General features: G+C 57.3%; 4 protein-coding genes. All 4 read right to left on the bottom strand.

Annotation, left to right across the window (positions count from 1 at the left end; translation table 11 throughout):
- Positions 1–160 (bottom strand): endonuclease/exonuclease/phosphatase family protein (locus ACIQ39_RS19025; protein ID WP_396436150.1); only part of this gene is annotated, 160 nt, incomplete at its 3' end.
- Positions 157–642: a dihydroneopterin triphosphate diphosphatase gene (gene nudB / locus ACIQ39_RS19020; RefSeq protein ID WP_396436149.1), complete on the bottom strand. Its 486-nt coding sequence runs from the start codon at positions 640–642 to the stop codon at positions 157–159. The genes ACIQ39_RS19025 and nudB, both read right to left, overlap by 4 nt.
- 89 nt (positions 643–731) lie before the next feature.
- On the bottom strand, positions 732–2,621 hold the full coding sequence (locus ACIQ39_RS19015; protein WP_396436148.1) for an ATP-binding protein: 1,890 nt from the start codon (positions 2,619–2,621) through the stop codon (positions 732–734).
- Positions 2,621–3,178, bottom strand: coding sequence for a molybdopterin-dependent oxidoreductase (locus ACIQ39_RS19010; protein WP_396436147.1), 558 nt, complete (start codon positions 3,176–3,178; stop codon positions 2,621–2,623). The genes ACIQ39_RS19015 and ACIQ39_RS19010 overlap by 1 nt, the downstream gene beginning before the upstream one ends.
- Between the last annotated feature and the right edge of the window lie 203 nt (positions 3,179–3,381).

The raw sequence follows: 3,381 nt of genomic DNA, 5'->3' as shown, positions 1-3,381 counted from the left end.
GCACCTCTTGCAGACAAACGATGTCGGCGTCAAGCTGCTCCACCGCATGACCCAGGTTGTGGATCTCCAGGCGCCGCGCCGGACCCAGCCCTTGCACACCTTTGTGGATGTTGTACGTGGCCACCCGAATGACCGGGTGTTCGTGGCGCTCGGGCTTCATCGCGGGTTGGCCGGTACAAATCGCGGCAGCATCAAAATGGCTTCGGCGTTGGACGGGGAAAAGCACTGGTCAGCGGCAGCTTGCCAGGGCAGCCATTGCGCTTCGGTGTGCTCGCGGGGGCTGAGCATCACGGGCATGCGTTGGGGCACACACAGACCAAACACCCGCTCGGTGTTGCGGCTCACATCGGGCGCATAACGCGAGCGCCAGGCGGGGTAAATGTCGTACACGTTCTCAAGTTGCCAGTCTTGCAAGTGGCAGCTCGGGTGCCGGGCGTCGATGCCGGTTTCTTCCTGCACCTCGCGGATGGCCGTCTCCTGCCAAGTTTCTTCGGGGTGGTCTTTGCTGCCCGTGACCGATTGCCAAGTGCCCCAGTCGGCACGGCGGATCAGCAAGACATCATGCTCGGGCGTGTGAATGACCACCAGCACCGACTCCGGAATTTTGAAAGTCGCAGGCGATGCGGGGAGCGGGTGCGTCATGGACGTTGCAGACTCCAAATTAGAGACCAAAGATCAATTCATTGTAGTCAGCCCCGAGATGCAGGCATTGATGTTCGCCCTCTCGCGCCTCAAGCCTGCCGCCGCTTGTGCGGCATGACGTCCTGCAGCTGTGTTTTTTGCAAGGGTTTGGATAAAAATGCATTCATGCCCGCAGCCTTCGCCTGCTCAGCGGCATCGTTCATCACATCGGCCGTGAGCGCCACAATGGGCACCTGCCCCCGTGCACCCGGCAAGGCACGAATGTGGCGGGCGCTGGTCAGGCCGTCCATCACGGGCATGTGAATGTCCATCAGCACCAGATCAAAATCGGTCTGGCTGGCATGCGTGAGGGCTTGCTGGCCGTCTTCTGCAAAGCTGACCTGATGCCCCATGCTTTGCAGCAACAGGCCCACCACCTTGCGATTGACCGGGTGGTCTTCCGCCACCAAAACATGCAAGGGTTCGCTGGGCGAAGCGGGGTCGATCGGGTCAGGGGGCCGAGGGGTTCCTGCTCCGCTGGCTGGGGCCGAAAGCGCCGACAAAGCCGACCATGGGGTTTTGATGCGCAAAGTGAACACCGAGCCTTGACCCGGTTGGCTGCTTGCACTCAACTCACCGCCCATCAGGCGGGCCAAGGATCTGGAGATCTCCAGGCCCAAGCCCGATCCCGATTGCTTGCGCGTGAGAGACGCATCGCCCCAGTGAAAGCGCTCAAACAAGCCCTGCTGCGTGGCCTCACTCATGCCGATGCCGGTGTCGGCGATGTCAATCTGCCAGTGCACCCCCTCGAAACTCGACGTGCGGCGAACACGGATGTCGACCTGCCCCTGTTCGGTGTACTTGATGGCATTTCCCACCACATTGAACAAAATTTGCCGCAAACGCAGTGGATCAACCATCACAAGACAGGGCTTGTGGAGGTCGCCCGTCAGATGCAGTCGCAAGCTTTTGGTCTGCGCTTGTACCCGCATGAATCGGTGCACTTCTTGCAAAAAGTCGCCCATGTCTATGGGCTCTGGATGGATCTGAATTTTGCCGACTTCCAGCGCCGAGACCTCCAAAACATCGTTGAGGACGGCCAACAAATGCGAAGCGCTGCTTTTGGCGGTCTGGATCAGATCGGCTTGCTCTGAACCATTCTGCGTTTTTTCCAGCAAGCCGAGCATGCCCAAAATGCCATTAAATGGCGTGCGCAACTCGTGGCTCATGTTCGCCAAGAAACGACTTTTGCCCTGGTTCGCACTTTCGGCTTGTTCCTTGGCTTGCATCAACTGCGCATGCAAGCGTTGCTGCGCCCTTTGGGACTGTTTTTGTTGGCGCTCGTGGATATACAAGCCCACCGCGCCCATGACCAAACCCAGGATTTGCGCCACGGTGAGCCATGCGATCCACTGACTTTGCTTGCGCACGGTGGCCACTTGATTTTGAATCCACTCTCCCATGACCTTGTCCGAAGCCGAGTTCAGCGCCTGAACCTCGGGGCCCAGCTGCTGTAACTCTTTCATGAGTTTGGGCCACGCTGTCGATGCCCAGTCTTGCCTGTCCACCAGTGGGGCGGTCCTGGCCACCCAGTTCAACAAGCGGGGAGCCAATACGGTGTATTCCTCACGATGGTGTAGCCGAGCAACAATGGGGCTGTTGAGCAACAAATCGATACGGCTGACCAAAATGTCAAAACGCAAAGACCGCTCTCTGGCCAAGTCAGGCTGCTTCATGTCTGCTTGGCCAAGGTCTACACGCGTCATGGCCGCATCAAAGCGCCACAACTCGCGCTCCAAATTGGTGGTGATGGCCGTGAGCGAATCTTCCTGCAACCGTGCAGCAGCCTCCAGGGCTTGGGCCTGACGCCATTGCACGGTGGTGGCCACCACCAAAGCCGAAATCACAAGAACCGCCACCAAGGCCAAGCCCCAGATGAACCGTGACGGCGTCAGGTGTTGCGACCCTTCTGAATCAGGCGTGGCATCGAGCGTTTGCATCACTCCACCTCAATGGCCTTGAGTTGCCAAATGGAGCGCTCGTAGTAGGTTTTGTGCTGGAGTTCTTTTTTGGCATCAAAGGGATAAACAATGAACAAGGGGCCCTTGGTTCGGACCGGGATCGCTTGGCCATTCATTTGCACGGCCACCACCACGTCGTGCTCTCGTGCATCGGACACGGGCAGCTTCACGCGGTAGTCGTTGAGCGCCACCGCCCGAATGTGCTGACCTTTGGCCTTGACCAGTTGCAGCACATCGCGCAGCAAGGGGCCGCTGAATGAGACGGGCTTTTGTTCCCAGGGGGTCTGTGTGGTGAAGCTTTTTTGCGGTAAAGCCTGCAAAGCCCGCATGTCCAAGGCCGCCACTTTGCCCTGGTTGTGTGCCTCAATCAGGCCAGACACCTGCAAAACCACAGGCCCTTTGGGCGCGTCCAAGGCCCAAACAGCATTTCCCGCAAACAGGCCCGACATGACGCAGAGCACGCCCACGTTGCGGCGTAAATAGGGCAAGACTGTTTTTGTTTTTTCGCTGACTTCCTGCAAATGGCTTTTGCACATAATCGTTTTTCCGTTATTACGTAATTGAACGATTTTGAATTATATTTTCCAATTTAAAACACTAAAAATAATTTGTTTCAAAGTGTAAAAGTGATTACCAGTTGCGTCCTGACCGAGGCGCAACATCACACTTGAACCCTGCTGATAGCATGAAGGCCATGCTGAGACAAACTTTTGATCCCTTGCACAAGAGCACCCCAACC

The sequence above is a fragment of the Limnohabitans sp. genome (assembly GCF_044361645.1).
Lineage (GTDB): Bacteria > Pseudomonadota > Gammaproteobacteria > Burkholderiales > Burkholderiaceae_C > Limnohabitans_A.
This window is presented reverse-complemented; position numbering and strand designations above follow the sequence as displayed.

Excerpts from the sequence above, each read along its gene's own strand:
- ACIQ39_RS19015 (WP_396436148.1), bottom strand. The coding sequence starts at position 2,621 with ATGCAAACGCTCGATGCCACGCCTGATTCAGAAGGGTCGCAACACCTG.
- ACIQ39_RS19010 (WP_396436147.1), bottom strand. The coding sequence starts at position 3,178 with ATGTGCAAAAGCCATTTGCAGGAAGTCAGCGAAAAAACAAAAACAGTC.
- nudB (WP_396436149.1), bottom strand. The coding sequence starts at position 642 with ATGACGCACCCGCTCCCCGCATCGCCTGCGACTTTCAAAATTCCGGAG.